Here is a 26,119-nt window from a genome sequence, read left to right as displayed (position 1 = left end):
ATACCACAAAATAGGCTTGTCCCAAGTTATGGAATAACAGACATGTTTCGACCGGGTGGTCATCGGCTTTTTCGGCATTTGTCCTTGAATCAAATAAAAGCGGGCAGGAAAGAACCCGCTGCCCACTTTTTGCCTAAGCGGTGTTTCTTCGAGAAAAATATAATGACGCTTACCAGAAAAATGGAATAAAAAACAAGGAAGCGATCGCGCCAAGGGCGAGTCCGGTCGCAAATCCGCCCCAACCATAGCCGCCGCCCCAGCCCCAGCCATAACCGCCGTAATAACCGTAGCTATAGCCGCCAAAGCGATTTCCTCCCCCTAATGGGCGAAGATAAACATGGTCGCGGCTGACCCGTTCAATAATCCCGCGATGCACTCGTCCGTCCTTTGTTTGAATGTGTACAGCTCTGCCGATCCCCTGTTGGCACATGTGATAATAATCTGCTGAACTCATGCAATCCTCTCCAATCATGAAATAAGAGTGTAACTCAATTTCAGCATATGTAATGATTTTCTTTTTGAATGGACAAGAGCACAAGGCAGATGTGGAAATGTGAAAGAAAGGAGCGGACCTTTTCTTTGGCGGGGCATAGGATATCGTATAAATTGGCTGAAAGGAGAGAAGGACCCATGCCAACCTACCATGATGCGCTGGCTTTTTACCGCATTCCCGCGGCTCACCCCGGTGGGATGACCTTAACGAAGCGGCTGCTTGACGAGGAGACGATTTCGGCGGACATGCGAATTCTCGATGCCGGGTGCGGACTGGGAGCGACGTCGATCTACCTGGCAAGCACTTACGGAGCCAGGGTGACCGCCGTTGACCTTAGCCGTGAAATGCTGCGGCTGGCCGACAAAGCGTGCCGGCAAGCAGGCGCCAATGTCAGCCTCTGTCATGCCTCGGTCGAAGCGCTGCCCTTCCCGGAGAACACATTTGATTTTATCATCGCCGAATCGGTGACCGCGTTCGCCGATCATGAAGCAGCTTTGTCAGAATATAAAAGGGTGCTCAGGCCGGGCGGGATCGTGCTGACCATTGATATGCTGCAAATCCAGCCTCTCTCACCAGTAGAGCTTGAAGAGCTGACCGGCTTTTACAGCATCAAACAGCTTTTAACCGAAACGCAATGGCTGTCCGCTTTTCGGCAGAGCGGCTTTTGCGAAGCAAAAACGCTTCTCTCCCTCTCGATTGCTGATTATTTACAGCAGGCCGCCGATGAGCAGATGGTCACTTCCCCGGACGATTTTTCAGCATCTTCGGAAATGGCAGCGATTATGGAAACGCACCTTCAGCTCACCCTAACTCATCTCGACAATCTCGGTTACGGTGTTTTTCGCGCGCAAAAATGATAAAAGCTGAAGACAACAGGGGAGCTTTTCCCTGTTGCCTTCAGCTTGACTTCGGTCCCGACCACAAAGGATCGAATATTGGGCAATGGCTGCCTTCGCCGCACCCCCGTGGTGAGAAGCCACATCCACCAGGGTTAAAAAATCATCGCGGTTCCGCTCATTACTTAGGGACTAGGCAACAACCTTTCTAGCCCCGTTCTACGTTTGCTGCTCGGTCAGATATGTTTTCACTGACGGAGGCTGATATGTATGAAGCTGATCAATGAGCCCTGCCGCTGTCGTATCGACCATCGTCATCGAGCGGAATTTCTCCTGTAGAAATTGCTGATCGGCCATATGATTAAAGAACGCGACAAGCGGGTCATAGTAGTTGGCGATATTCAGCAGGCCAAACGGCTTCTGGTGCAGACCAAGCTGGGCCCAAGTGAAAATTTCAAAAAACTCCTCCATCGTCCCGGCGCCTCCGGGAAGGACAATAAAGCCTTCGGCCAATTGCTCCATCTTTGCTTTTCGCTCATGCATCGATTCCACATAAATAAGCTCTGTTAAGCCTAGATGGGAGACTTCACGCGGTTCCATAAAACGAGGCAGCACGCCGATCGCTTTCCCTCCGGCCTTCAGCACCGCATCCGCGACAGCTCCCATTAATCCGACACTCGCACCACCATAGACGAGCGTAATGTTTCGTTTGGCAAGCTCCTCTCCGAGGGCGATCGCTCCTTGACGGTAAACCTCAGATGCCCCGTTACTCGAACCACAAAAAACAGCTAATGTGTTCATCACTTTCTCTCCTCCTGATCAGCCTTGTTCCCGTACAGCTTCTACTAATTTTTGCAAATCGGGGGTCAACCCTTTAATCGCATGCTCCTTGAATACGGTCACCGGCACCCCCAAATAACCGTAGGCTTGAACCTCCTTCTCATAGTCGGGATTACCCTTTATATTTTTTGTCATAAAGTCAATGCCTTCCGACTCGAGGAAACGTTTGACATATTCGCACTCTATACAGTCGTTTGTTGTATAGACGAGTACCGCTGCACTCATGAAGAACGTTTCCCCCTTTCAAGCAAGCCGCTTTCTTTCAGGTTAAGAACCGCTTTTTCTAAAAGCGCCTTTTCCTGGGCGAGTGAAATACGGACATAGCCCTCCCCGCCTGAACCAAAGGCAACACCTGGTGTGACGACAATCCCGGCTTCGTCCATCAGGGCGTAGGTGAAATCCGTTGACTGAAAGCCTTCGGGAACCCGGGCCCATAAAAACATCGAAGCACCGGGCTCGTTGACATCCCAGCCAATTGAACGAAAGCCCTGGACTAAGCAGTCCCGCCGCTCCTTATAGATCGCCCGCAAATCATCGCTAAAGCTGGAGGTCTCCGTCAGGGCGCGAATCGCCGCTTTCTGAATCGGTAAAAACACCCCGTAGTCGAGATTTGTCTTGAGGCGCTGTAACCCTTCAATGACCGTTTCATTACCAACGACATAGCCAATCCGGCACCCAGCCAGATTAAAGCTTTTTGATAAGGAATTAAATTCGATTCCTACCTCCTTTGCCCCTTCCACCGATAAAAAACTAATCGGCTTCTGTTCATAATATAGTTCTGAATAGGCAAAATCATGCAACACGATAATCTGATGCTTCCGCGCAAAGGCGACGACCTGTTCAAAAAACTCGCGCGTAGCAAGGGCAGGAACAGGGTTTCCAGGAAAATTAAGAATCATCAGCTTCGCTTTTTGGCAAATCTCTTCAGGAATTTGCTCAAGATTAGGGAGAAACTGATTTTCTTCCTGCAAAGGCATAGAATAAGGCGTCGCCTCGGCAAGAGAAATACCTGAAGCATACGCTGTATAACCTGGATCAGGAACTAAAATCACATCTCCGGGATTCGTCACCACTAACGGTAAATGAACAAGACCATCCTGAGAGCCCATTGTCATCAGCACTTGCTTATCAGCGGAAAGCGCGACGTCATATCTCCGTTCATAATAAGCGGCAATCGCCTGAAGCAGCTCGGGTGTCCCCTCTAACGAATAGCGATATAAGGAAGGGTCTTCGACAGCGCGGCTCAGTTCTTCCACAACATAAGCAGGCGGCGCGAGGTCAGGACTGCCAATACTCAAGTCGATCATCCGCTGACCCTCTTCTACTTTCTTCCGCTTGTAGACCGCTAATTCCGTAAAGATGCTTTTTTGAAAATGAGTCATTTTTTCAGCTAATTGAATGGTCTTCACATCGATCAAACCTTTCATCCGGTAATGATTTTATTATAACAGGAATGAAAGAGGGGAAACATCCCCGAAAGCTTCGGCAAATCCCAACAAAATGAAAAGAACCGTGACGATCATCCTTTTCACGGGCACGGCTCGATCGCAAAATCTTTGTTATCGCGTGTATGAAAACTATTTTTATGGTACACTAGATTCGTAATTTCAAAGCGCTTTCAACCTTGTTATTAAAAACTTAGTTTTATATTATCGAACAAAAAGGGGTTTAACACAATGAACAAACATTTAGAGTACATTATCGGTTCAAATGAGGATCTTTATGAGGTTCAGACCAATGCTGCGGGGCCAGAAGGCTCTCTCCCCCTAACTCCCGAGATGCTTTTGCATTCACCGAGCGGGGATTTGTTCGGTCTCTCGCAAAATGTCGGGATGGGCTGGAATCCGAGCGAATTAAACGGCAAGCAATTTCTCCTGTTAAGCACACAAGGCGGGATGCGCGGTGAAGACGGGAAACCGATCGCCCTCGGCTATCATACCGGACATTGGGAAGTCGGACTGCTTATGAAAGCGGCCGCGGAAGAAATCAAAGCAAAGGGTGGCGTTCCGTTTGCCGGCTATGTCAGCGACCCGTGTGACGGCCGTTCTCAAGGAACGACCGGAATGTTTGATTCCTTCCCTTATCGTAATGATGCAGCCCTCGTCTACCGCAGGCTGATCCGTTCATTGCCGACAAGAAAAGCGGTGATCGGAATTGCAACCTGTGACAAAGGCCTGCCGGCTACGATGATTGCCTTGGCGGCGATGCATGATTTACCGACGATCATCGTCCCTGGAGGCGTGACACTGCCACCGACTTCCGGCGAGGACGCGGGCAAAGTGCAAACGATCGGCGCCCGCTATGCCAATGATGAACTAACGCTTGAAGAAGCAGCAGATCTTGGCTGTCGTGCCTGCGCAACTCCTGGCGGAGGCTGTCAGTTCCTCGGAACAGCAGCGACATCACAGGTTGTCGCCGAAGCATTGGGCATGTCTCTCCCTCATTCAGCGCTTGCTCCGTCAGGCCAGCCAATCTGGGAAGAGATGGCGCGCCAATCAGCAAGAGCGGCGATTACGATGGAAAAATTGAAGCTGACAACGAAGGATATTATCACCGATGATTCGATCTATAATGCGATGGTTGTTCATGCGGCGTTTGGCGGCTCGACGAATTTGCTGCTGCATATCCCGGCTATCGCCCATGCGGCAAAATGTCGCATTCCTACAGTTGAAGATTGGAATCAGATTAATCGCAAGGTGCCGCGGATCGTCAGCGTGCTGCCAAACGGCCCGGAGCATCATCCAACCGTGCGTGCCTTCTTGGCTGGTGGTGTGCCGGAAGTGATGCTACACCTTCGAAAGCTCGGATTGCTTAAAGAGAATGTACTCACGGTGACCGGGGAAACACTTGGCTCTGTTCTCGATTGGTGGGAAACATCTGAACGACGGAAAGCGATTAAACAGCGCCTGATTGATGCCGACGGTATTCAGCCGGAAGATGTCATTATGAGTCCCGAGCAGGCAAAGGCGCGCGGATTAACATCTACGTTCACCTTCCCTGTCGGCAACCTCGCCCCGGAAGGCTCAGTCATTAAATCAACTTCGATTGATCCTTCAGTCGTCGATGAAGATGGTGTATATCGCCATACAGGAAAAGTGAAAGTGTTTACGACGGAAAAAGCGGCGATTAACGCAATTAAAACAGGTGGAATTGAAAAAGGCGACATCATGGCTGTCATCGGGCGTGGTCCTTCCGGAACAGGAATGGAAGAAACGTATCAGCTTACGTCCGCTTTGAAGCATTTGTCTTATGGGAAATATGTATCGCTAATTACCGACGCGCGTTTTTCCGGCGTTTCAACCGGGGCATGCATCGGACATATCGGCCCGGAGGCACTGGCTGATGGACCGATCGGAAAGCTGCGTGACGGTGATATTGTCGAAATTATCGTTGATCGCAATGAATTAAACGGAAGCCTCAACTTTATTGGTGCAGATCCAGACGCCCCTCTTTCTTATGAAGAAGCGGAAAAAGTATTGGCGGCCCGTGACTCTCACCCTGACCTGGCGCCGGATGCTGACCTTCCGGATGATACCCGCCTCTGGGCTGCTCTTCAGGCTGCGAGCGGCGGAACATGGAAAGGCAGTGTCTATGATGTTGACCGGATTATTGAAACACTTGAAGCTGGAAAAGAAGCGTTAAAAAACCGCAAATAGAGTTGAAAAAGAGTTGACTTTGCAGGCTTAGGCTTATAAAGTCAACTCTTTTTTGCTGTTTAAATTTTTAATTAATCATTAATTACGGTATGTGAAATTATTTTATTTTACTATTTCGCAAGGCGAAATGATAAGGATTGTGATACAATTGAGAAGATTAGAAATTTGCTAGAGATAAGGGAGTTCCCCATGAACGCGACAGGAATACGATTAATTGAAACATTACTTATTGGCTTTATAGGCGGGCTGGTGTTCTCATTGCTTCACCTTCCTCTCCCGTGGATGATGGGAGCACTTTTTTTTGTGATGGTCTGGCAAGGGGTTACAAAGCGTCAGGCTTACTGGCCGTCCCCCATCCGTGACAGCGGTTTGGTCATACTCGGTATTTATTTCGGGCTTTACTTCACTGCGGAAACTTTTTTGAGTGTTGGCCCGTATTTTCTACCATACTTAGTCGTTACAATTCTTTTGATCAGTGCCAGTATATTCATCAGTACATTAGTGACCCATTGGATTGATGTCGATAAAATGACGAGCGTATTCGGCTCCATACCGGGAGGATTAAGTGAAATGGTCATCGCGAGCGAAGCTGTCCATGCCCGCTCGTCGCTCGTAGCGATTTTTCAAACGGTACGTCTTGTTACCGTTTTGTTTGTCGTGCCGACGTCCATTTTGTTTTATTTCACCGAACGGGGTGCCGCCAACACGGTGACGCCGTTTCAGACGTTCAGTTTTGAAGGATGGACGTATTTATGGTTTGTGCTGCCGGTTATCGCCGGAATTTGGTTACGCGACAGAATTCCGGCCGGGATCGTCATCGGTGCCCTGGTCGCCACCGCCAGCCTGAATATCAGTCCGGTTGAATTAGCGGCAATGCCTCCGCAGCTGCTGATGGCCGCCCAGCTAGCAGTCGGGATCGGAATCGGGATAAAGATTTCATTCGCTGATTTGAAAATCGGCGGAAAATACTGTTTCGTTTATTTTATTACCTCGCTCCTGCTGATTTTGATTTCCTTCGGCTTAGGCGCGACTCTTGCCTATTTCACCCCTCTGACCCTGCCGACCGCGTTGCTGAGCATTGCCCCAGGCGGTTTAGTGGAAATGGCTTTGACGGCTTCGGCCGTCGGTGGAGACCCGGCGATCGTCAGTGCCTTTCAGCTGACGCGCATTGTCGTGATTATCGTCTTTGTCCCACCTTTTTTAAAGTGGTACTTCAGCTCCAAGCAGGAAGCAGAACAGCGAATGACAAACTAAGAAGGGGTGGTGACGCCTCTCCTTCTTACCACTTCTTCACGGTTTTCCGATACAAAACAGGAGATAAAACAACGATAGTCGCCACTATCTGCATGGCTATTTGAGGAGGGTTTAGATGAATTCATTTATTGAGGTAACGGATAAAAAGTCAAATGAAAAAATACTGATTAACACGATGCTAATCGTAGATGTAAGAGGGAATTGCATAACAACAACCTTAGGTTTTACGATCTACAAATACAAAACTTTAGAGACTTATGAAGAAATAATTGAAAAATTAGCCGCCAAATAACAGCCTTGAGGAGGCCGGGACATAACTAAAATGGGTTTCTAAGTCAGCACGTAACGGACATGCTTCAAAAGTGGCGTACGCCTATCCGCTGCATTTGTTCAGCTATCTTCTGTTAGCCCTTTTAGTCCCGGCTTCCCTGCTTTTCTTGTTAGCGCACCGGCTCCACCAGCTGCAGCAATTCGCCGTTCGGTCCGGTAAAGAAGCTTGTTTTCGCCCCATCAATCGCGACATTCGGTTTGTCCGTATGAAACTCGATTCCTTTCCCCTCATAAAAACGAACCGCTTCCTCCATGTTTTCCACCGTAAACGCTAAATGATTGACGATTCCTGCGGCCGCATATTCCGCGTCAGGCTGCAAATCCTGAATCAGCTCAATTTCATGAGCCGGGTCTGTTTCAAAATATAAAAATGCCATCGAACGCTGCTTATTATCGCCCTTTGTCCGCAGCGACATCCCGAAAATCGTCGAATAATAATGAATCGATTCCTCTAAATTTTTAACGATAATTGCCGTGTGCTCAATCTTTTTAATCATGTTCTTCTCCTCTTTTCTTTCTTATAATGTTAATGAATCGCGTAAACAAATAAGATACCGATAACAAACATGGAAACGATATAGATTCCGTTCCAGCGCAGCCCGACGGTCACGCCCGGTTTTCCTACCGAGCTGCTGACAAGCAAATTAAAAGGATTAACGGGGCTGAGCGCCGCCGACATCGACCAGCTCATCATAAAAAGTAGTGCGAGAACGGCCGGTGACGTCCCGATAATAGCCGGGTCCATCTGAATGATCAGGACGGTTACGACAACAATCGTATGAATGCCGATAAATGTCAACAACAAAATCATCAGCACAACCGTAACCGAAAATAGCAGAAAGGATTCAGATGCGATCAGGTTTAACCACTGATTAATGGCTGCGGCAAAGGCTGTATCAGATAAGGCCTTTGCAAATACACCCGCACTGATAAACATCACGACTTCATTATTCATCGAGCGCTCCATATTGTGGCGATACTCGGCAAACGGCTGAATCAGCGCCTTCCACTTGCGCTTCAGACTGCTCCAGACGACCGGAAATAAAATCGCCACAAGACTGACGAGCAGCATCATCGGCCATCTCGTAAGGTACTCCATCAGGAAAATAACCGTCATTAACATAGCGAGCAACCCAACAAGACGAAGCATTTTCCGACGGTAGCAGGCGGACGAATTGCTATTTGGGACGGTCCCCTGCGCCGGGTGGCTCTCCTCTTTTGTTCTGTATCGCTGCCACTTTTTATAATAGAGGGCAAACAGAAGATTACCGACGACTAATTGGATGAGTGCAAAGCTGATCCCAAGTAAAATGTAATCGGTAACATTCAGCTGCAAATAATAAAGCACCAGCGCCACTGAGGCAAAATACGGAGACCAGAGAATCACGGTGGAAAACCCGACTAAATACGCTTTGCCGAGTAGCACGGGATGTAATTTTAAATCCTTAACCATCTCATGGACAACGCGAATCGAGCCGAGATTCAAAATCGGCCCAAAACAAAACAAAAAAAGCGAGATGCTGGCAAATAGTTTCTTTGAATCTGCGACCATCTTCTGCAAATAATAATGAATCGCCTCAAAGTATCCTCCAAGCTTAAACGGGATGGATAGCAATGGAACGAGCAGCACGAGTGTTAACAGCGGCAAGTTCATCAGCACGCCATCAGACATCGCGCGAAGATCCTCTCCTCGCAAAAAAGCAAGCATAAAACCGACAGCAAACATCATCGAAGCAAAATAGCGTGGAAACGGGCTTGCTTTTGGCAGACAAAGAAAGAAAGCGGCCATTGTCAGCACTGTCATTCCATACTGCAAAATCAGGATCGGTACAAAGAAATGGACAAGGTAAAACAAGCACATGCCCAGCATCAGCCCTGACTTCAGCGTCAATGCTTTTTCTGTTGCCGGAGAATCGACTTTCACTTGAGCCTGCATACCTATCGCCACCTTACAATGTCAGAAAGTTAGCACTTCTCTCTCCCTTTTTCAGCCTGCTTGTTGCCCCCCCTTCACTAGCCTTCCCCTTTCCATGAAACAGGTAAGCTTTGAAAAGTAAGCGCTCTCGCTTTTCTCCAGCGAATAACCAACCTCTGTTTCTATCATACATGAGCACTTCTTAATATACAATCTCCCTTCATTCGGCGATTCGGCTGAAAAGGAGCTGTGCCGCCCCCTCAGCTTCGCTGCCTATAAAAGCAGATAACCGATTAAGACGCCCATTCCTCCATACACAAGGGCAAAAGGGAGATTGGCCCATGTTACGCGGTAAGGGCTTTGCTTCGTCGTCATCGATGTCATTGTCACCGTAACGCCGTACACGCCGACTGCGGCAGTAGGCAATGCCCCTGTGATCAATACCATCCCGATGCTTAATGGATTCATAATGTCATATAACGGCTGCAGCACTTCGACAAGGATTCCGATTGTCGCAATCGGATGGACACCGATCATGCTCAACATCAAATAACTAAGCTGAATCAAAATCAGGATTAAGAGCGGATATTCAGAAGCGGCAAAAAACGGCTGCTGAATATAGTGTAAAAAAGGTGTCTCATTCAATGCGCTTGAAAAGAATGCCAGCGACAAGAAAAGCACAACGAAATTTTGCATATTGTTCGTCCGCACCTTCCATGTATGCCAGCCAATCGTAATAAAGCTGTGCCACCTTTTTAACAGAATCGACCAGATAAAGGAAAAGGGCAGGATGACAAGCGTAACTGATAAGATAAAGTTCAACTCAAACACATTCCCGATCGTCACGACAACGACTAAAAAAACCGATAACGCAAGAAATAACGTGAGAATCCGGCCAACGAGCCGCCGCGGTTGCAGAGAACGGGCAGTACCTGTCGTGCCCGGCTCATAGCTGATTGACTGATATTTTTTATGACCCCACAGCCAGTCGGCAAGCAGCACCGTTACCGAGCAAATGATCAGCCACGGCAAGTACGTCATATAGCTGACCCCTGTTGCATCGACAGTTAGCGCGACGATGATCTCCATCGGACTCCATGCCAATGCGAGAGAGAAGCCACGTAATGTCGTCCGACTGATAAACGTGTCGCGCAGCTTTTTCTTCGCCTTAGCGAGATTTTCAAGCAGCACCTCCTGCGTTAAAGGAATCGAGGATAAATTGACAAAGGTACATAGCATATACGTAGTGAACGAGCTTCTGACATATAGTTTGCCGAGATTTGAGACATTGGCTTTCATCACTTCATTCATGCGGCGGTCAAAGCGTCCGGCGTGAACGACGCTGTTCATCCATGGCAATACGGCTAAAAAAGCGAGCAGCTGCATCGTCGACGTCAGATAGAGTGGAAGATCAAGGATCGGCAGGCCTGAATAAAAATAAAAAAGCATGCCTATGCTTAAAAAAATACAACCGAGCGTGCGAAAGAGCCTGCTTGCGCCCTTAAAGGATAAAAGCAGCATCGGGATCGCTAACACACCGATAACATAGTCTACTAGGGAGCTGGCTAAGAATGTATTGCCCACATACAAAATGAGAATAGCAGAATAAAAAATGTACAAATGACGGAATAGAAATGGAAACATGGTCTTCCCCTTTTCATTTGTGACCGGCGAAATATTTCGCCTCTCTACGGATCATCATTTTTTACTTTACTCCTCTTTTCCCCCTCTTTCAACTGTTTATTACACGGATTTACTGTTGATGAAAATAACGGACAAGCAATCGAATGTTTACTAAATCAGGAAAGTTTTACAGCTATACTTCATTTTCTCCTTGCCATACAATTCTGTTTATGAAACAAATGATCCGATTAACCACATTACTTTCATTGGCTGTTACCCTTGTCATTGTTACCCATCAGGAAGCCGAGGCCGCGACGACTCACACCGTAACCTCTGGCGACACGATGTGGAAAATTGCCGCCCGCTATCAGGTTGGAGTGAGCGAGCTTATTGGCGCCAACCCATCCATTTCCAATCCCGATTTGATTTATCCCGGCCAAACACTTCGGATTCCTGAAGTCAGCGCTTTTTTATCTTTCGAGGATGAGGTCGTCCGTTTAGTGAATCAGGAACGGGCAAAGCATGGCCTTGCCGCGCTCCAATCAGATTGGGAGCTTGCGAGAGTCGCCCGCTATAAGTCGGAAGACATGCGCGACCGTCGCTATTTCAGTCACACGTCCCCTACATATGGCAGCCCGCAAGAGATGATCCGCAACTTCGGGATCAGCTATCGGGCATCCGCTGAAAACATCGCCGCCGGGCAGACATCGGCCCAGGCTGTCTTCAATGCCTGGATGAACAGCAGCGGTCACCGGCAAAATATCTTATCCGCGAACTATACTCATATCGGCGTCGGCTACGCCAAAGGAGGTTCCTACGGCCATTACTGGACACAAATGTTCATCGGACGTTAATCAGCAGACAAAGAGCTTGAGAGCAAGGATCGCTTCCCTTGATTCTCAAGCTCTTTACCGATTTTCCACACTTGCCGGACCACTACTCCATCGACTCCAGTGGGGAAACGGTGAACTTCCCGTATTTGACCCCTTTTAAACTAATAAGCTGATCACTGAAGCTGCGAATGTCCTTCGCCTTTCCTTTCACGACAATAATCTCCAGGCAGTTGCTATGATCAATATGAAAATGAGTCGTCGCCAGCACCTGATCGTGCATTTCATGCTGGATAACAGTCAGCTCCTGCAATAAATCAGACTGATGATGGTCATAAAAAATCAATACACTTCCCGCAACCATTTGCTCATCATCTTCCCATGTCTGCTTGACGAGGGCATCGCGGACAAGATCACGAACGGCTTCTGACCGGTTTTCGTATCCTTTTGTTTTAATCAGCTGGTCAAATTTCTGCAGCAGTCCTTCCTCCATTGATACCCCAAAGCGTTTTAACTGTTTATTAGACAAATCGATCGTCACTCCTCACGATGAATCGGTATTGCACAATTGTTCGAAACTATTTTTCCTATTTTCACTCCTGTCTTATTATACTAGAATGCGGGCGCCGAGCATAGCGCGATTACGATCTTGCTAAAAAGGATTGAAGAACGGCAAAGATGGGAAGATAAAAAGCAATCGTACGTGAAGAAAAGAGGTGAAGCCGGTGGAGTCCTTTCACGTCATCCTGCTGCTTTTTATCGGGTATATTGTCTTTACGATTGATAAAAAGAAAGAAGCGTTTCCTGTTCCAGTTGTATTAGTCCTGCTTGGTGTCTGCCTGTCATTTATCCCTTTTTTTCATTCGATTGAATTAACGAAGGATATGATCTTTGACTGGTTTTTGCCGGCGTTATTATTTATCTCCGCTTACCATTTTCCTTTTTCACAATTTAAAAAGCGGATCGGGATGATCCTGTCGTTAAGCACAGTCGGTCTGCTTGTGATGGCCTTATTGCTTGCCGCTTCCATCTATGTCATCGCTCAGCCGTTTGTCGCGCTGTCCTTTCTTGAAGCGCTCGTCATGGCCAGTATTTTGACACCGTCCGATCCGGTTACGGTCATTTCCATTTTAAAACAAGCAAGCGGGGAAGCCGATCTTGCCTATATCGTCGAAGGAGAATCGATGGTAAATGACGGGACAAGCATCGTTTTGTTTACGGTCGTAGCAGGAGTACTGGCCACCGGCGAAAGCTTCAGGCTCATTTCTTTTTTCTCTGATTTTTTTATCGTCTCGATCGCCGGGATCCTTATCGGCGTCCTCTTCGGCTGGATTGTCACAAAAGCCGTTCACCTGACTCATCATCGTCAATATCAGATTATGCTCAGCATTATCCTCGCTTACGGCAGCTTTTACTGTGCGGAGCATCTCGGTGTTTCAGGTGTGCTTGCCTCCGTCACAGCCGGATTGATGCTTTCAAGAACGTTTGAAAAATCAGCGAAAGAGGAGCATTTCCGCCAAAGTCTCGACGGCTTTTGGGATGCGGTTGAACCGAGTATTTTAGCGCTGCTTTTTCTCATCATCGGCATTGTCGCGACGAAGTACCTCAGCTTCCAGAACGGTGGACTGATTGTTCTGATCTTTGGTGCCACCTTGCTTATCCGCTATTTGGTCGTTGCCTGGACGTCTCTGATAAAACGGTCATGGCGCAATCAAATGAACCGTCAAAAGAAAGTCATACTGACGATGGCCGGGATTAAAGGAGCGATGTCTGTCGCGCTCCTGCTCTCGCTCGAAGCCGATCTCGGTGGACAGCATCATGATGTCATTTCTTTGACGTTCGGCACGATCCTTGTTTCACTTTGCCTGCAAAGTATTCTGATCTATCCCTTGACGAAAAGCATCAGCAAACGCGGACGATAGCCGCTTCGTTTAGAAGTTGAGCGCGAGGGGAAGAAACATTGTACGGAGGTGGTACAAATGGAACTCTCAACACAACAAATTGAGCAACTACGAAGCGAACTGCTCAAGATAAAAGCCGATTTAGAAAAAAAGCAACAGCAGCATGGGCGCGCCGGCAATCAGCAGGCGAGCGGCATTGACAATCACCCTGCTGACCGTGCGAGCGACTATGAAGAAGAGGTCATGCAACAAACGTTCCAGCTCGCCGATCAACAGCGTCTTGAGGAAGTGCAAGCCTCGCTCAAGCAAATTGAGGATGGAAGCTATGGCATTTGCATCGATACCGGAAAACCGATTCCTTTTGAACGTTTGGCTGCGACCCCATACGCCAAACGGACGATTGAGGCCCAGCGCGAATTTGACGAGCGCGCCCAAGCGCTGACAAATGAACAGGCCCATAAAGAAACGATGCGCTCCCTCGCCGACGCCGAAACAGCCGCGCAAAGAAATTCCAACACGACCGCGCGCGTACGCGAGGAGCATGATGCATTTTAGCTGGAAGCTCCATTCCAGAATCCCGACCAAAAAAAAGACGAATTCTTCGCTTACTAGAATTCGTCTTTTTTGGTTGATGTGCTACTGTCCAATTTAAAATAATTACGAATCACTATTAGTTTTTCTAACCCTTATTTCACTTATAAAGGTAGACCCTAAAAGCAACAGCCCACCAACAATTTGTAAAGAGGTAAACTGTTCTTGTAAAATTAGCCCTGATATTAATATGGCTACAAATGGATCTACATAACTCAACATGGCTATACTTTGACCTTTTAAATGTTCCATTCCAGAAAAGAAGAGCCAAAACCCGACACCAGTATTCATAATCCCTAGTATCAAAATAAAAGGTATTGATGTAAAAGAAACATTGATAAAATTTAAGCCTTCTGTTATCAAAACATAAGGTAAAAGAATTAAAGCCGTTATCCCTAACTGAATAACAGTTACTTCTAAACGGTTCAATTCCTTAATGAATTTATTTAACAACATTAATCCTGCATAAAAAGCAGCCGCAATAATCCCAAAGGAAATGCCTACTATATCGCTAGTTCCAGTTGTTGTTAAGCCATTACCAACTATTAGAATCATCCCTACGACTGCAACGGAAATACATAAAACTTTTTTCAGACTAAGTTTCTCTTTTAATACAACCGGCGAAAGTAACATCACAAAAACCGGCGCAGCATAGTAACCCAAAGTAGCATTTGTCAGTGTTGTATAGTCATAAGAAGCATATAGGAAAATCCAATTACCCCCTAATGCAATTCCCGATACAAAAAGAATTAAGGCGTATTGCTTAATCTTCTGCCAAGAGAATTTTTTTCTTTGCCGCTTATAGACAACAGCTAAAAAAAGACAACCGATGGCACTACTTAATAATGCAGTTTCACTCGACGTTAAATGAATGTATCGAACAACTAAACCAATTGTTCCAAAAATAATCATCGACAATATAAACTGTATGCTAGATTTCATTTTCTACTCCTTCGAATCTGCGAAACAGCTTATATTTCGCAGATTCTTAATCTGTTTTTAATATAAGCGTGTTTATGAGTAGAAATGGTGGTGGCGGTGAAGTAGCTAATCGAACACTTGGATAAATATTTGAATATGATAATGGCATAAAACTGGCCTCCAATATTTTTGTTTTTTGATTTTACGAGTATATAGGATTTATGAAAAAAAGTTAAGAAATAATTTTCGGATCAATAGATTACACTGGTTCTTTTTAAAGCTCTCCAAGCAGGAAATTCTCTCGCCGCTCATGTTATAATGAACGGAGATTAGACAGCTACTGGAGAGGATGGAAAACGGATGGGAAAAGGATTAGCAGGGAAAACAATCGCACTTGCCGCGTCGCGAAAGGTTGCCGACATGCGGACGTTAATTGAAAAGCAAGGCGGCGTGTGCCGCTCTTACCCGTTACAAGGCACGGTCTTCCTCGCGGCGGAGGATATTGCCCCTGAATGGCGGTCGATTATTAACGGTACTCCGGACTGGTTTATGTTCACGACCGGAATTGGAACGGACGCTCTGATCGAGGCTTCCGGCGAAATTGGCTTGAAAGATGAATTACTTGGACTGTTGCAGCGCACCCCCATCGCTTTACGCGGCTACAAAACGCTCGCTGTGTTAAAGAAGTACGGCATCACGCCGGAAGTCGTCGATGAAGACGGAACAACTGCCGGACTAATCGCTGCGCTTAAGAAAAAGGAGATTGACTTCAACGGAAAGCATATCGTTGTCCAACTGCATGGCATTACGTTGCCCCGTCTTACCGCTTATCTTGAACAGCAGGGTGCGAAGGTGACGTCCATTCTCCCTTATCAGCATATTGCCCCTGAAGCAAAGGTCGTTGAGCAGCTTTATCAGGCGCTTCACAGTGACGAGCTTGATGCGGTCTGCTTTACAACTGCGATCCAGGTCCGCGCTTTGTTTGATTATGTCAAGCAGACAGGCGACGATTCCCGGACATTGGCGCTGCTCGAAAACCGGGTGGTCGCGGTAGCCGTTGGAAAAGTAACAGCCGAAGCGTTAAAAGAGGAAGGTGTCAAACGGCTGGTCGTCCCGGAAAAGGAGCGGATGGGCGCGATGATTATCGAATTGGCGAAATATTACAAAGATCCCGCTTTATCATAGTGTCAGACGTGTAAAAGCCGATATCGAAGAGTGGCGCTTCGGTATCGGCTTTCCACTGCCCTACTTTTCATCGCAGCTTTCCTGATTTTGATAATAAATATAACAGTTCCGCCATTCATTAAAATCATACAAAAACGCTTCGCGCACACATTCAAGCGTCATCCCGACGCTTTGGGCAACTTTGACGGATGGCAGATTCTCCGTATCGATATGGGCTTCGATCCGATGAAAATACAATTGATGAAAAGCAAGCTTTAGCAGCAGCCGCACACTTTCCTTCGCATACCCGCGCCGCCAAAATTGATTATGAATCGTATAGCCGAGTCTTCCCCATTGAAAATGATCCCGCATTAGCGTCGAAAGATCGACGACACCAAGATGGGCCCCGTCACTCCGGCGAAAAACGCCGAACACATAGGAAATATCCTGAAAAGCAAGCTGCTGCTGCTGGTGGATGATCGCTTGAAACCACTCCCTCGTGCAGCGTGACAGATCAAGCGGCCCTTCATCAAACTTATGCTTGGACGGATGTCTCATTTGATAATGATAATACCAGTTTTCATAATCGTTGTCTTCATGGAGCCGGATCATAACCTGATCCGATTCAGCTGCCAAGCGAAGGCGGTTCAATACAATCCCCTCTCTTCTTTCCTCTATATTTGATTGTATTACCCGATGTTCACTTTAGACCGCTGAAATGCAAAGAGCATAAACATACGATTAGGATGATCAGCCTCTGGAATGATGGAGATCCTTATCAAATTCACTCCGTTATTTGAAAAGGAAAGAGCAGCGTGTGATGAAAAAATCGCTGAAATCGTATTTGAACTGTAAAATCAAAAAACGCGACCTTAGAGAAATCCTCATTAGGTCGCGTTTATGGCGTGTATTGATCCGTTTCGTTTCAGTTGCTGACACACGCCATATTTTACGATGAAGTGATAGTTTCTTTCTCTTCGCTACCACCTAACAACATAAGAGCTTGAGACAAAACTAACTTTGGACCTACTGGCAATGGCTTCACACGCCACCAGCCCGTTGTGAGAAACCTACTCACAACGGGCTTTAAAAGATCGTGGCGGTTCCGCTCATTGCTTAGAGGCTGGGGAAAAAAGTAAAAAACAACCTTTTATCCCAGCCTCCTCTATCAAAGCGATTTCCGTTTACTTCACTAACTCATCCAGTAAAGCTTGCGGCACGTATGTTTTTCCTTCTTTTAAAACCGGTGCCTGGGCAAGCTCTACCGTGTCCCCATTAAGTTCGTATGCGGTTTGACCGATCGTCAGTGCTGCGTTCTTGTCCGCGCCGCTGATTTTTACGGTGCCCCGCTCCCATTTCACTTCATAGCCGAAGCTTTCAACGGCGGCCCGTAAAGCGATCATTGTTGTTCCGTTTTCAACATAGCTGTCCTCATCGATTGGATAGAGAACGTATTCTTCATCCTCTTCAATCGGATCTAAAGCGATGATTTTCGTAGCGGTCGTTTGCGCAGGCAGACTCTTTGTCTCGATATCATAGAAAACCGCCCATTCGTGGTCAGCTAAATCTGCTTCTTCAATCGCTTCACCGGCTTTGTTTTCCAACACGGTTTCTTCATTAATAAAGACTTGCAGCTTCTTATCCTCGCTTAAGTAATTCTCATCAAAGCGGCCAACCTTCACTTGAGTGGCTGACTCTTCATCAGGAATGATAACGACCTCAGGATAAATGACAGCCGGATAAATCATCAGCATCGGTTTCGTCCGGTCGTAAAAGACATAGAGCTCTGTCCCTTCTTCGATGCTATCAGTATCAAGACGCTCGCCCGTGTTGCTGCCGATCACTACATCATCCGTTAATGGAAAAATCGTAATTAGCGAATTTTCCTCATTTTCCACCGTGATCGTAAGGCCTTCTTCAGTCGTTTCCGTCTCTACAACCTTGCCGATCACCGGCTGATAGCGCTCTACCTGGGTGACTTCCTCACCTTCAATAACCTCTGGAGTCTCCTCAGCGGCGACAGTCGATAGACTTACCACCGCCGCACCGCTAATGAGCGCAGATGCGGCGATTACTTTGATCATTTTTTTCATCATTCATCTCTCCCTCTTTAAAGCATTTATCTGTGTAACGACAGCACGCTCGGAAAGGTGACAAACTTCCAGAAAAATTTTCTTTAACCGGACCGATCTGAGCCGCTCTTTTCCTCATAAGGCTGAACAATGACAAATCCATCGCCGGAAAACTCCATTTGAATCGATTCTCCGCTTCCCCGACCAAGAAAAGTGCGGTAGCTGATATCGGTGCGAAACTCCGGCTTTAAATGACCCGACCAAGCAACGGTCGCATTCGGGTCGGTCATCACCGGCTTTCCTGGCTCGACGAGCAACGTGAGCGGCTCATAATGGGAGGTGATCGCCACTTTTCCCTGACCTTCAAGCGTGACGTTAAATAATCCGCCCGAGACGACGCCAGCCATTTTCCGCATCAGATGAATATCCCATCTTACCGATGGCTCAAAGGCCAATAAATCATTGCCATTGACCGTAATCGACTCCCCGTTCAAATCAAGCACGGTCACCTTTTTTCCCTGATCCGCCAAATAAAGCACGCCGCGTCCGGATGCCTTCATCAATGCTGTACCCTCACCGGAAAAAGCTTTTTTAAACATTTTTCCGACTCCGTGCTCCAGTATTCCTTCCCGCTCAAATTTAATCTTTCCATTGTACGAAATCATCGAGCCCGCTTTCGCCCATACGTCTCCGGCAAGATTGACTTCAAGAATCCGTTCTGTTTCAAGCTCAAAATAATCTCGGGCCTCATCATTTTGCTTTGTCTTTTCGATAAACTCTCTGATTGAGTAATCTCTCATCCCTGTCACTCCCTGCTCGGTTGCTAAAAAGGTATTTTAATCCAAGGATAAATGATTGTCAATTCAGAATTTTCCTCCCGGCTGCTGCAACTTTACACAAATGAGGGTGTGCCAGTATGCGGCACACCCCGTCTATCCGTTTATTTGCTTCCCATCAGCACTTTCGTATTCGCAATTGCTTCGTCAATCGGCTCAATCGGTTTGATGTTCGTCCGGTTTGCCAGAAATTCAGGTCGAGGCTTTCCGCCGGAGAATGGCTCAACCAGTTTGTTTTCAATGCTGTTGAAAACGAAGAACACATTACTTCTTGAGAAAGGCGAAATATTACCGCTCGAGCCATGCATAATATTACATTCGAAGAAGAGAACGGAACCGGCCGGCCCTGTCGCCCGGTCAATTTGACCATCAGCCTGATCAACAAGCCACTTCAGGCTTTCATGATCCGGCACGCCGAGCTCCTGTTTCTTAAGTGACTGCTTGTAATTATGATCCGGTGTTGCTCCCGGGCAAGAGACATACCATTTATGAGAACCTGGAATCAACATTAGCGGCCCGTTAAACTCGTGGTTGTCGGTAAGAATAATCGAGCAGCTCACCGCTCGCATATTCGGCATTCCATCTTCCACATGCCATGTTTCAAAGTCGGAATGCCAATAAAATTCCTTCCCTTTGAAGCCCGGCTTAAAATTAATGCGTGACTGCGTAATATATACTTGGCTTCCGAGCAACTGCTGGGCGATGGAAACAAGCTTTTTATTTTTTGACAGCCGTTTGAAAAATTCACTGTTTTTATGAATTTCAAAAACAGAGCGTACTTCATCGCTGTCCGGTTCCAAAATGACATCATCACTCTGTTTTCCTTTATTTTCATTGAGCACCTGCTTCAATTCCTGCTGTAAAACGTCGATGTCCTCCTTACTGAATAAATTCTGAAAAAGGAGATAGCCGTTTTCTTCATAGCGCGCCAGCTCTTCTTTGCTTAACGGTCCTCCCGTTACGTTGGAGTTCTTGTGAATGACATCATCTTGTCTCCTCAAAATGCTTGCCTTGTCCCCGATTCTTGAAGGATACAAATCTGCTACCATACCTATCACTCCTTATCAAATATTCAAATGAATTTCGGTAACAGTACATGCCATTCCCGTTCTTTTTAAAGCTAAACGTCAGCGTAATCTATTTCTTTTTCCTGACAGCCAAGGACGGATCATGAAGGGACATTTTTATTTTAACGGGTGCATAAACTAACAACGCAACCTGTCTTCGCTTCCTGCGCTGTTCATTTTTTTGAATTGCCCTTACTTTCTGAAAGAAATGCGATAAACTAGAGATACTATAGAGAAAGGTAAGGAGAACATTATGCGCCAAATTGCTTCAGCTGGTTTTATCTTATCTTTGTCCTTATTTGCCCTTTTTCATTTTATTGAACTTCTTTATTCCTCGGCGTTCATCACAGCCGCTCTTTCCTGTTTCGGCATCTGTTCGCTCTTCTTCACCCTGATTCTTTTGCCTTGGAGGGCGCTGCTGCCACCTATGTTGATGCTGACGGCGGCACTCTTAATTATGATCACAAGCGCCGAGGTCGATCCGGCTCTATTTTTCGCGGAGGGCGCGCGGCAAATGCGGGCACTACTCGTCATGCTCCTGCTTATTCCGATGGTCGGCTGGGTGCTGAAGCAGGAGAACTATATTGGCGCCTTAACCGGCTTTTTTCAAAAGCAGCTGCAAACGAGTAAGCGCTTTTATTTCGGGGTCCTAACGACTACGCAAATTAGCGCCTACTTTCTTTTATTTGGCTCGATTCCTGTCATGTTTCAACTTTTGCAAAATATAGTAGGCTCAAAAAAGGAAGAAGACTGGGAAAGCTTCAAAGCTTCGGCTCTGCTGAGAGGCTTCTCGCTCAGCACATTGTGGGTAATCAGCACGCCGAGTCTCGCTTATGTTGTGACGATCATGCAAGCCGATATCGTGCTGATCGTTGTCCAAGGTACACTGATCGCGCTCCTTGGTGTTGTTCTGGCGGTTCTGCTCTTTCATTTTGACGAGAAGGCCTATTCATTGAACATAACCGGAGAGCTGAAACAGATCTTTTCCGATTATCAGAAAGACAAACAGCAATCATCGCTTGTGCTTGAGTTTTGCGGGCTGTTTCTCTCCTTGCTCGCGGCGATATTTTTGATGAATTCGCTTTTGCCTTTTGATATTTTAACGCTGTTGCCGATCGTCATTTTCAGCTGGACGCTGCTCTATTTTCTGCTCAAACGAAAAGCCGTTCAGCTTTATCAGGAATTCAGACAATACTTATCTCCAGCAAACGGTCTATCTTCAAGAGCGAGGGAATTTAGTATTTTTCTCGCTGCCGGCTTTTTAATTTACTCGCTAAACGGCTCAGGCTGGGGCTATATTGTCGTTGAAGCAGTTTATTCGCTTACCGAGGAAGTCGCCTGGTTAAACCTGCTTTGGTTCCTTCCGTTTACTGTTCCGCTGCTGGCAATGGGCGGGCTTATGCCATCGACGGTGATGGTGCTTGTCGGCGGTATTTTGCAGCATATTCCGCTTCCTTATCCACCGGAATTGATCGTCCTCGCCTTAACGACGGGCAGCGTGTTTGCCGTGCTCTTATCACCAATGATTGTCCCGGCGATCGTGCTAAGTGGGGAAAACGGCAGGTCGCCTTTAAAAAACAGCCTCTTAAGTCAGTGGAAATTCGCGCTCCTTTTTTACATATGTACGCAAGCTTACATTCAGACAGTGATCTGGTTTTAAGCGAGACGGAAAAAAGCCCGAACCGAAGCTGCTTTCTCCGGTTCGGGCTTTATCTGTAACTAAGCCAGGATTGCTATCTTCTGGAGCGCAATCCTGGCTTTTGCGCTTTTTCTATCTATATGAAACTATGATTCGAGCGGTTTTCGACCGGCAAATCCTTCATCAGGTCCGTGATAGTGAGTAATCTCTTTTTCCCCGAGCTTCCAGCATAGAAGCACTTCCTTCTCATTGATAAAAGCCGGAAAATCAATTAAGCCTTGCTCAACATCTTTGAGCTGGGCTCCCGATGCTTGAATATTTTGAAGATGAAGCCTAAACTGCATATCAATAAACTCAAGCTTGCTTTCCAAGAAGAAGGTGCTCTCCGTTTCTGTCTGAAGCTTTTTGTAGTGGGCGCTTTTCAAGCGTCGCAAAGTAGTGGACATCTCATGCGCCTGCTTTTGCAATTTTTGGAGTTCATGTAGTTCCTGTTCGAATGTCGGCAGCCATTCGTTCGCTTCCTCAACGGTAAAATACATTTTTGCCATTTCTTCACCTCCACCTCTATTTTATAGCAAAACGGTGACGAAAGAAAAGAAATCGGCTTCAGTTTCCCTCCTCACCCTTTTCTTCTTCCAGCGTTATCAACCGTTACGAGCTGACACAACCAAACTGCGAGGAATAGTACCAGCCTATTTTTTTACAAATGCGTTGACAGTATGATTGTATTAGTGTACTATCTAATTAATACACTAATACATTATGACAATGGGGGTTTTACAAAATGACTGCATGGTGGAATTTAACGAAAAAGGAACTACGTTTAGGATTACCGGCCTTTCTGCTTCCGCTTATTACGTACGCACTTCTCGCAAGTGTTATGTTTTATGTCGGATCACGCCAGAGCATGAACTGGGGAATGGGCTGGGAAATGGTGATGATTGTTTCAGTCGCGGTGATGGTGCTCCATCTGTTTTATCTCGTTTACTACTTCTATTACAGCCTGCAATCTGAACGAAAACGGATGCACCTCTGGCTTCACAATCCGTTGCCTGGCTATGCGCTGCTGAGCGCCAAGCTGACAGCCGGCATTGTTTCAATGATCGGCTCGCTCTTAATCATCGGCGCTGTTACCGCTTTTTCCTATTTTTTTGCCGGAGCATTCGCCGACCTCTTCCCTGCCTTGATCTGGGGGGATGTCATCAACCTCGGGCTCCTTGGTGGTGTTCATCTGTTTTTAATTGCGCTTAACTTTGCGCTTTACTTCCTGTTCTTCTGGATGATCTTCCTCCTGATCAGCCGTTATATCGGTAGCTTTTTCAGCATTATTTTGACGTTTATTCTCTTCCTTTGTTTCGTGAGCGGCTGGGCCTGGTTGACAGAAACCCCGTTTTTCCGCTTTTTAACCGAATGGGGAGAAATCAATCTCGTCCAATTCGCCCAGGGGCTCCAATTCTCGGCTGATGCGACGGAAGGAATCAGTCTCTTCGTAACGGACATCGGTGCCGCTACGATCTATCTTGGTACTTATGTCATTGAGGCGCTGATGGCGATTGCTGTATTTGCCGCCGCTTGCTGGCTGCTTGACCGCAAAGTGGAGGTGTAGGCGATGACCGAGTTATTTCAATCCTCTCAGCCGATTTATACGCAATTGGCTGACCGGATCAAGCGCCAAATTCTCAGGGGAGAATTGCTACCGGGAGATAAGCTGCCGTCTGTCCGGGAAATGGGCATTCAGGCAAGTGTCAATCCAAATACTGTAAGCCGTACCTATCGGGAGCTGGAAGGGATGAGCATTGTGGAAACAAAACGCGGACAGGGAACATTTGTGACAGAGGACGAAAGCGTTCTGACGGAAATGAGAGAAGAGCTGAAGCAGCGTGAAATTTCACAGTTTGTCAAAGGAATGCAGGAAATGGGCTATTCCTATACGGAAATTAAGGATGGCCTGCATACGTTTTTACAAGGGGAAAATGGAGGAATGAACCGATGATTATTTTCAAAAACGTCACGAAAAAATTCATGACAAAGACTGCATTGGACCGGATTGATCTTACGTTAACACCTGGAAAAATAATCGGGCTCGTCGGTGAGAACGGAAGTGGAAAATCAACGACCTTAAAACTGATCGCCGGATTAACCCAGCCGTCAAGCGGACAAATTTTAATTAACGGAAAAAAGGTAAACCGGACAATGGCAGCCGAGGTCTCCTATTTATCGGAGCTCGATGAATACTATGGCTTTTACAATGTCGGTCAAACGATTGATTTCCATGCGACACAGTTCCCCGACTTTAATCTCGAAAAAGCGGAAGAGATTCGCCTGTTTATGAATTTGGACAGAAACGCAAAGCTGAAGCATCTGTCGAAAGGCAACCGTGGTCGCCTGAAAATCGTTCTTTCATTGGCGCGTGAAGTCCCGATCGTCCTGCTCGATGAGCCGCTTTCCGGGCTTGATCCGATGGTCCGCGATTCAATCGTCAAAGGGCTGATCTCCTATATTGACCTCGAAAAGCAGCTCCTGCTGATCACGACGCATGAAATTAAAGAAATTGAAATGCTGCTTGATGAAGTGATCGCGATTAAAGATGGCGCGATTATCGGTCATCATAATGTCGAAAAGCTGCGTGACGAGCGGAATCAAGGCATCGTCGAGTGGATGACGGACTTGTATCAATAATCACGAAATGGCACACCTTTACTTTCGGTACGTGCCCCCTCGCTGGAAAAGCGTTATAATAGGGGGAGGAAAGGAGATGGTTAACACGAACCTTCATCCATTCACGAAAGCATTAGGTGTGCTTTGTTATATAACCTCAATTCTTTATCTGATTGAGCATTTTTATCACCACCGCTTTTTTGTGCTTACATACAGCATACTCGGGGCCTTCCTGCTCGTCTGTGCCTTCTACTTTTTATCAAAGATCAGCAGGCTCGTCGTTGCGCTTTTGCTCGTAGCGGGAAGCATCTGCTTTTATGTGGAACAAATCAGGATCGAAGAAGTGATCAGCGGCTTCGGGGAAAATATAAATCTACTGTCGCTCTTTCTGCTCATTCCGATTATTGGCACGTTTATGTCTTCAGCCGGTTATTTGTCAGCTTTAAAAAAAGCCGTTCAGGAACGGGAAGAGCGCAGCGGCCAGCACCCTTACCGGCTCAGCTTTCTATTAACGGCGACGATCGGAATTATGTTAAACTTCGGCTCCATGGCGATTGTGAAGCGGATCGCCGAAGAAAGCTTCTCCAGCTACCGCGATCAAAAGCTGACTTTGACGATCATGCGCGCCTTTGCTTTTTGCATGCTTTGGTCGCCATATTTCGTCAATGTCGGCCTTATTCTCGTTTTGTTTGACCTGTCGTGGATCGAAATCGGCGGCTACGGCCTGTTGCTGGCGGCGCTTTATTTGCTCGTCTGCGCCTTGATGTTTTCCCGTATCAAGTTTCCGGATGATCCGCTGATCGAGCGTCAGTCAAATGGCCGGACAGCGGTCGCGACGCCTTCACTGACGCCGTTTTTCTTATTTTGCGGGACACTGGTCGGACTATCGTTTTTACTGGAATTCTTGTCGCATGTCAACATGATTATCATCGTCTGTCTGCTCTCAATTGTACTGCCCGTTATTTGGTCACTGGCAACGAAAACATTACGGTCATTTACGCAGGATCTCGCGCTTCAGGTTCAGCATTCATTCTTTCAATTGAAAAACGAGATTGCTATCTTTATTAGTGCCGGTTTTTTTGGAAAAGCGATGGCCAGTACAGAAATCGGTGCCTATATTTCGTCCTGGTTATTCCAAGCTTCCTTCGGCTCGGTTTATATTCTTAGCTATTTAATTGTGCTGTTGACGATCTTTCTGGCACAAATCGGTATTCATCCGGTGATCATTGTGATTGGCATCGGCAGTGCGCTCTCTCCTGAAAACTTTGGCGTCAGCGCCCATTATTTAGCATTGCTCTTACTCGTCGCCTGGTCAATGGCTACCCAGCTCTCTCCTTTTTCCGGACAGATGCTAATGGCAGCAAAACTGATGAATCAGCCGGCGAAAACGATCATGAGGCAAAATGTCGCCTATGTCGCCGTGCTAACCGTCGTCCTTGTGACAGCGGTGTACAGCTTATATTTGCTTCATTTCATTTAACAAGAGAGGACAT

General features: G+C 46.8%; 27 protein-coding genes. 13 read left to right on the top strand and 14 right to left on the bottom strand.

Going from position 1 to position 26,119, the window contains the following annotated elements; translation table 11 throughout:
• Positions 1 to 169 precede the first annotated feature (169 nt).
• A complete protein-coding gene (locus M3212_RS08600) occupies positions 170 to 454 on the bottom strand; it encodes a DUF2642 domain-containing protein (protein ID WP_251193553.1) in 285 nt (94 codons plus the stop codon).
• Positions 455 to 630: 176 nt separating this feature from the next.
• Between M3212_RS08600 and M3212_RS08595 the strand changes: the two genes are divergently transcribed.
• Positions 631 to 1,350 (top strand): class I SAM-dependent methyltransferase, encoded by a 720-nt coding sequence (locus tag M3212_RS08595; RefSeq protein ID WP_251193552.1) that lies wholly within the window; start codon positions 631 to 633, stop codon positions 1,348 to 1,350.
• Positions 1,351 to 1,548: 198 nt separating this feature from the next.
• Here M3212_RS08595 and M3212_RS08590 read toward each other — a convergent pair whose 3' ends face one another.
• Genes M3212_RS08590 through M3212_RS08580 form a run of 3 tightly spaced genes read right to left on the bottom strand, consistent with a single transcriptional unit; the run spans position 1,549 to position 3,578 of the window.
• The gene (locus M3212_RS08590) at positions 1,549 to 2,130 is read right to left on the bottom strand and encodes a TIGR00730 family Rossman fold protein (protein ID WP_251193606.1); all 582 of its coding nucleotides are present in this window, start codon (positions 2,128 to 2,130) and stop codon (positions 1,549 to 1,551) included.
• Between the two features lie 18 nt (positions 2,131 to 2,148).
• On the bottom strand, positions 2,149 to 2,394 hold the full coding sequence (locus M3212_RS08585) for a glutaredoxin family protein (protein WP_251193551.1): 246 nt from the start codon (positions 2,392 to 2,394) through the stop codon (positions 2,149 to 2,151).
• Positions 2,391 to 3,578, bottom strand: coding sequence for an LL-diaminopimelate aminotransferase (locus tag M3212_RS08580; protein ID WP_349774180.1), 1,188 nt, complete (start codon positions 3,576 to 3,578; stop codon positions 2,391 to 2,393). Before M3212_RS08580 ends, M3212_RS08585 begins: the two co-directional genes overlap by 4 nt.
• A gap of 267 nt (positions 3,579 to 3,845) precedes the next feature.
• On the opposite strand from M3212_RS08580, the gene M3212_RS08575 reads away from it, so the two are divergent.
• The 3 genes from M3212_RS08575 to M3212_RS08565 all read left to right on the top strand — a co-directional run bounded on the left by M3212_RS08575 (position 3,846) and on the right by M3212_RS08565 (position 7,371).
• Positions 3,846 to 5,825, top strand: a complete 1,980-nt coding sequence (locus M3212_RS08575) for a YjhG/YagF family D-xylonate dehydratase (RefSeq protein ID WP_251193550.1) — start codon at positions 3,846 to 3,848, stop codon at positions 5,823 to 5,825.
• A gap of 189 nt (positions 5,826 to 6,014) precedes the next feature.
• A complete protein-coding gene (locus M3212_RS08570) occupies positions 6,015 to 7,079 on the top strand; it encodes an AbrB family transcriptional regulator (protein ID WP_251193549.1) in 1,065 nt (354 codons plus the stop codon).
• 115 nt (positions 7,080 to 7,194) lie between these two features.
• Positions 7,195 to 7,371 carry a hypothetical protein gene (locus M3212_RS08565; protein ID WP_251193548.1) on the top strand — a complete coding sequence of 59 codons (177 nt, stop codon included), beginning with the start codon at positions 7,195 to 7,197 and terminating at the stop codon, positions 7,369 to 7,371.
• Positions 7,372 to 7,519: 148 nt separating this feature from the next.
• On the opposite strand, the gene M3212_RS08560 is transcribed toward M3212_RS08565, so the two are convergent.
• From M3212_RS08560 to M3212_RS08550, 3 genes are all read right to left on the bottom strand, one after another.
• Positions 7,520 to 7,906 (bottom strand): VOC family protein, encoded by a 387-nt coding sequence (locus M3212_RS08560; protein WP_251193547.1) that lies wholly within the window; start codon positions 7,904 to 7,906, stop codon positions 7,520 to 7,522.
• Between the two features lie 29 nt (positions 7,907 to 7,935).
• Positions 7,936 to 9,345, bottom strand: coding sequence for a hypothetical protein (locus M3212_RS08555; RefSeq protein WP_251193546.1), 1,410 nt, complete (start codon positions 9,343 to 9,345; stop codon positions 7,936 to 7,938).
• A gap of 252 nt (positions 9,346 to 9,597) precedes the next feature.
• Positions 9,598 to 10,968: a hypothetical protein gene (locus tag M3212_RS08550; RefSeq protein ID WP_251193545.1), complete on the bottom strand. Its 1,371-nt coding sequence runs from the start codon at positions 10,966 to 10,968 to the stop codon at positions 9,598 to 9,600.
• A 209-nt stretch (positions 10,969 to 11,177) separates the two neighbouring features.
• On the opposite strand from M3212_RS08550, the gene safA reads away from it, so the two are divergent.
• On the top strand, positions 11,178 to 11,801 hold the full coding sequence (gene safA / locus M3212_RS08545) for a SafA/ExsA family spore coat assembly protein (protein ID WP_251193604.1): 624 nt from the start codon (positions 11,178 to 11,180) through the stop codon (positions 11,799 to 11,801).
• Positions 11,802 to 11,883: 82 nt separating this feature from the next.
• On the opposite strand, the gene nikR is transcribed toward safA, so the two are convergent.
• Positions 11,884 to 12,306 carry a nickel-responsive transcriptional regulator NikR gene (nikR, locus tag M3212_RS08540; protein ID WP_251193544.1) on the bottom strand — a complete coding sequence of 141 codons (423 nt, stop codon included), beginning with the start codon at positions 12,304 to 12,306 and terminating at the stop codon, positions 11,884 to 11,886.
• A gap of 196 nt (positions 12,307 to 12,502) precedes the next feature.
• Here nikR and M3212_RS08535 point away from each other — a divergent pair, with 196 nt between their 5' ends.
• Both M3212_RS08535 and M3212_RS08530 read left to right on the top strand, forming a co-directional pair.
• Positions 12,503 to 13,699 carry a cation:proton antiporter gene (locus M3212_RS08535; protein WP_251193543.1) on the top strand — a complete coding sequence of 399 codons (1,197 nt, stop codon included), beginning with the start codon at positions 12,503 to 12,505 and terminating at the stop codon, positions 13,697 to 13,699.
• Between the two features lie 57 nt (positions 13,700 to 13,756).
• The gene (locus M3212_RS08530) at positions 13,757 to 14,233 is read left to right on the top strand and encodes a TraR/DksA C4-type zinc finger protein (RefSeq protein WP_251193542.1); all 477 of its coding nucleotides are present in this window, start codon (positions 13,757 to 13,759) and stop codon (positions 14,231 to 14,233) included.
• A gap of 102 nt (positions 14,234 to 14,335) precedes the next feature.
• Here M3212_RS08530 and M3212_RS08525 read toward each other — a convergent pair whose 3' ends face one another.
• Entirely contained in the window at positions 14,336 to 15,211 is an 876-nt protein-coding gene (locus M3212_RS08525) for a DMT family transporter (protein ID WP_251193541.1), read from the bottom strand.
• Positions 15,212 to 15,550: 339 nt separating this feature from the next.
• On the opposite strand from M3212_RS08525, the gene M3212_RS08520 reads away from it, so the two are divergent.
• The gene (locus M3212_RS08520) at positions 15,551 to 16,375 is read left to right on the top strand and encodes a uroporphyrinogen-III synthase (protein ID WP_251193540.1); all 825 of its coding nucleotides are present in this window, start codon (positions 15,551 to 15,553) and stop codon (positions 16,373 to 16,375) included.
• A gap of 60 nt (positions 16,376 to 16,435) precedes the next feature.
• Here the strand turns inward: M3212_RS08520 and M3212_RS08515 are convergent, their stop codons facing one another.
• From M3212_RS08515 to thpD, 4 genes are all read right to left on the bottom strand, one after another.
• A complete protein-coding gene (locus M3212_RS08515; RefSeq protein WP_251193539.1) occupies positions 16,436 to 17,005 on the bottom strand; it encodes a GNAT family N-acetyltransferase in 570 nt (189 codons plus the stop codon).
• A 533-nt stretch (positions 17,006 to 17,538) separates the two neighbouring features.
• Positions 17,539 to 18,447 carry a copper amine oxidase N-terminal domain-containing protein gene (locus tag M3212_RS08510; protein WP_251193538.1) on the bottom strand — a complete coding sequence of 303 codons (909 nt, stop codon included), beginning with the start codon at positions 18,445 to 18,447 and terminating at the stop codon, positions 17,539 to 17,541.
• 83 nt (positions 18,448 to 18,530) lie between these two features.
• Positions 18,531 to 19,226, bottom strand: coding sequence for an AIM24 family protein (locus M3212_RS08505; RefSeq protein ID WP_251193537.1), 696 nt, complete (start codon positions 19,224 to 19,226; stop codon positions 18,531 to 18,533).
• A 140-nt stretch (positions 19,227 to 19,366) separates the two neighbouring features.
• Entirely contained in the window at positions 19,367 to 20,311 is a 945-nt protein-coding gene (gene thpD, locus M3212_RS08500) for an ectoine hydroxylase (RefSeq protein WP_251193536.1), read from the bottom strand.
• A gap of 271 nt (positions 20,312 to 20,582) precedes the next feature.
• Here thpD and M3212_RS08495 point away from each other — a divergent pair, with 271 nt between their 5' ends.
• Positions 20,583 to 21,989, top strand: a complete 1,407-nt coding sequence (locus tag M3212_RS08495; RefSeq protein ID WP_251193535.1) for a hypothetical protein — start codon at positions 20,583 to 20,585, stop codon at positions 21,987 to 21,989.
• Between the two features lie 125 nt (positions 21,990 to 22,114).
• Here the strand turns inward: M3212_RS08495 and M3212_RS08490 are convergent, their stop codons facing one another.
• Positions 22,115 to 22,516, bottom strand: coding sequence for a DUF2203 domain-containing protein (locus tag M3212_RS08490; protein ID WP_251193534.1), 402 nt, complete (start codon positions 22,514 to 22,516; stop codon positions 22,115 to 22,117).
• A gap of 236 nt (positions 22,517 to 22,752) precedes the next feature.
• Between M3212_RS08490 and M3212_RS08485 the strand changes: the two genes are divergently transcribed.
• The 4 genes from M3212_RS08485 (at position 22,753) to M3212_RS08470 (ending at position 26,106) form a co-directional block, all read left to right on the top strand.
• The gene (locus M3212_RS08485; protein WP_251193533.1) at positions 22,753 to 23,574 is read left to right on the top strand and encodes a hypothetical protein; all 822 of its coding nucleotides are present in this window, start codon (positions 22,753 to 22,755) and stop codon (positions 23,572 to 23,574) included.
• Positions 23,575 to 23,577: 3 nt separating this feature from the next.
• Positions 23,578 to 23,961 (top strand): GntR family transcriptional regulator, encoded by a 384-nt coding sequence (locus tag M3212_RS08480; RefSeq protein WP_251193532.1) that lies wholly within the window; start codon positions 23,578 to 23,580, stop codon positions 23,959 to 23,961.
• Positions 23,958 to 24,647: an ATP-binding cassette domain-containing protein gene (locus M3212_RS08475; RefSeq protein WP_251193531.1), complete on the top strand. Its 690-nt coding sequence runs from the start codon at positions 23,958 to 23,960 to the stop codon at positions 24,645 to 24,647. Before M3212_RS08480 ends, M3212_RS08475 begins: the two co-directional genes overlap by 4 nt.
• 76 nt (positions 24,648 to 24,723) lie before the next feature.
• Complete coding sequence (locus tag M3212_RS08470) at positions 24,724 to 26,106, top strand: hypothetical protein (protein ID WP_251193530.1); 1,383 nt, start codon at positions 24,724 to 24,726, stop codon at positions 26,104 to 26,106.
• Positions 26,107 to 26,119 lie beyond the last annotated feature (13 nt).

Origin of the sequence: Halalkalibacter oceani (assembly GCF_023715705.1) — a bacterium.
Classification (GTDB): Bacteria; Bacillota; Bacilli; order Bacillales; family Bacillaceae_D; genus Halalkalibacter; species Halalkalibacter oceani_A.
This window is presented reverse-complemented; position numbering and strand designations above follow the sequence as displayed.

Coding starts and splice junctions, on each gene's coding strand:
- M3212_RS08520 (WP_251193540.1), top strand. CDS start 15,551: ATGGGAAAAGGATTAGCAGGGAAAACAATCGCACTTGCCGCGTCGCGA.
- M3212_RS08480 (WP_251193532.1), top strand. CDS start 23,578: ATGACCGAGTTATTTCAATCCTCTCAGCCGATTTATACGCAATTGGCT.
- M3212_RS08600 (WP_251193553.1), bottom strand. CDS start 454: ATGAGTTCAGCAGATTATTATCACATGTGCCAACAGGGGATCGGCAGA.
- thpD (WP_251193536.1), bottom strand. CDS start 20,311: ATGGTAGCAGATTTGTATCCTTCAAGAATCGGGGACAAGGCAAGCATT.
- M3212_RS08565 (WP_251193548.1), top strand. CDS start 7,195: ATGAATTCATTTATTGAGGTAACGGATAAAAAGTCAAATGAAAAAATA.
- M3212_RS08595 (WP_251193552.1), top strand. CDS start 631: ATGCCAACCTACCATGATGCGCTGGCTTTTTACCGCATTCCCGCGGCT.
- M3212_RS08575 (WP_251193550.1), top strand. CDS start 3,846: ATGAACAAACATTTAGAGTACATTATCGGTTCAAATGAGGATCTTTAT.
- M3212_RS08485 (WP_251193533.1), top strand. CDS start 22,753: ATGACTGCATGGTGGAATTTAACGAAAAAGGAACTACGTTTAGGATTA.
- M3212_RS08475 (WP_251193531.1), top strand. CDS start 23,958: ATGATTATTTTCAAAAACGTCACGAAAAAATTCATGACAAAGACTGCA.
- M3212_RS08490 (WP_251193534.1), bottom strand. CDS start 22,516: ATGGCAAAAATGTATTTTACCGTTGAGGAAGCGAACGAATGGCTGCCG.
- safA (WP_251193604.1), top strand. CDS start 11,178: ATGAAACAAATGATCCGATTAACCACATTACTTTCATTGGCTGTTACC.
- M3212_RS08590 (WP_251193606.1), bottom strand. CDS start 2,130: ATGAACACATTAGCTGTTTTTTGTGGTTCGAGTAACGGGGCATCTGAG.
- M3212_RS08570 (WP_251193549.1), top strand. CDS start 6,015: ATGAACGCGACAGGAATACGATTAATTGAAACATTACTTATTGGCTTT.
- M3212_RS08495 (WP_251193535.1), top strand. CDS start 20,583: ATGCGCCAAATTGCTTCAGCTGGTTTTATCTTATCTTTGTCCTTATTT.
- M3212_RS08585 (WP_251193551.1), bottom strand. CDS start 2,394: ATGAGTGCAGCGGTACTCGTCTATACAACAAACGACTGTATAGAGTGC.
- M3212_RS08550 (WP_251193545.1), bottom strand. CDS start 10,968: ATGTTTCCATTTCTATTCCGTCATTTGTACATTTTTTATTCTGCTATT.
- M3212_RS08470 (WP_251193530.1), top strand. CDS start 24,724: ATGGTTAACACGAACCTTCATCCATTCACGAAAGCATTAGGTGTGCTT.
- M3212_RS08560 (WP_251193547.1), bottom strand. CDS start 7,906: ATGATTAAAAAGATTGAGCACACGGCAATTATCGTTAAAAATTTAGAG.
- M3212_RS08505 (WP_251193537.1), bottom strand. CDS start 19,226: ATGAGAGATTACTCAATCAGAGAGTTTATCGAAAAGACAAAGCAAAAT.
- M3212_RS08510 (WP_251193538.1), bottom strand. CDS start 18,447: ATGAAAAAAATGATCAAAGTAATCGCCGCATCTGCGCTCATTAGCGGT.
- M3212_RS08525 (WP_251193541.1), bottom strand. CDS start 15,211: ATGAAATCTAGCATACAGTTTATATTGTCGATGATTATTTTTGGAACA.
- M3212_RS08530 (WP_251193542.1), top strand. CDS start 13,757: ATGGAACTCTCAACACAACAAATTGAGCAACTACGAAGCGAACTGCTC.
- M3212_RS08555 (WP_251193546.1), bottom strand. CDS start 9,345: ATGCAGGCTCAAGTGAAAGTCGATTCTCCGGCAACAGAAAAAGCATTG.